Source organism: Mesorhizobium sp. M8A.F.Ca.ET.207.01.1.1 (assembly GCF_004794715.1).
Lineage (GTDB): Bacteria > Pseudomonadota > Alphaproteobacteria > Rhizobiales > Rhizobiaceae > Mesorhizobium.
On record NZ_SRUS01000168.1, the window covers coordinates 1 to 390 of the forward strand.

The 390-nt window shown below is 65.1% G+C and carries 1 pseudogene; it reads right to left on the minus strand.

From position 1 onward, the window contains the following. Window positions 1-211 (minus strand): annotated as a pseudogene (locus tag EN850_RS34025) (D-serine/D-alanine/glycine transporter); the annotation flags it as partial. Window positions 212-390 lie beyond the last annotated feature (179 nt).

The following is a 390-nucleotide window of genomic DNA, read 5'->3' on the forward strand; positions in this document are numbered from 1 at the left end:
GCAGCAGTTCGCCCATCGCGCGCATCACGAAGAACAGCATCGCGCCGATGATCAGGTAGACGAAGATGATGGAGGGGCCAGCCAGGCTGATCGTCTTGCCCGAGCCCATGAACAGTCCGGTGCCGATGTCACCGCCGATGGCGATCAGTTGCAGGTGGCGGTTGGACAGGCTGTGGCGCAGGTGCTCGGGGGGCGTTGCGGGCTCGGTCATGGGCGCGGGCACAGGGGTGGGCGAAGCGTTCGACGGTAGTCCTCCACGGCGCCGAGCGCCAGCACCAGACCGGCCCATTACGTCAAAGCTGGCCGCTTTCACCACAATGTGACCGAATACCGTATTGATCCCATTCCGCCGGGCCCGGCGCCATGCTCAGATAGCCGCACCTGCCCAAG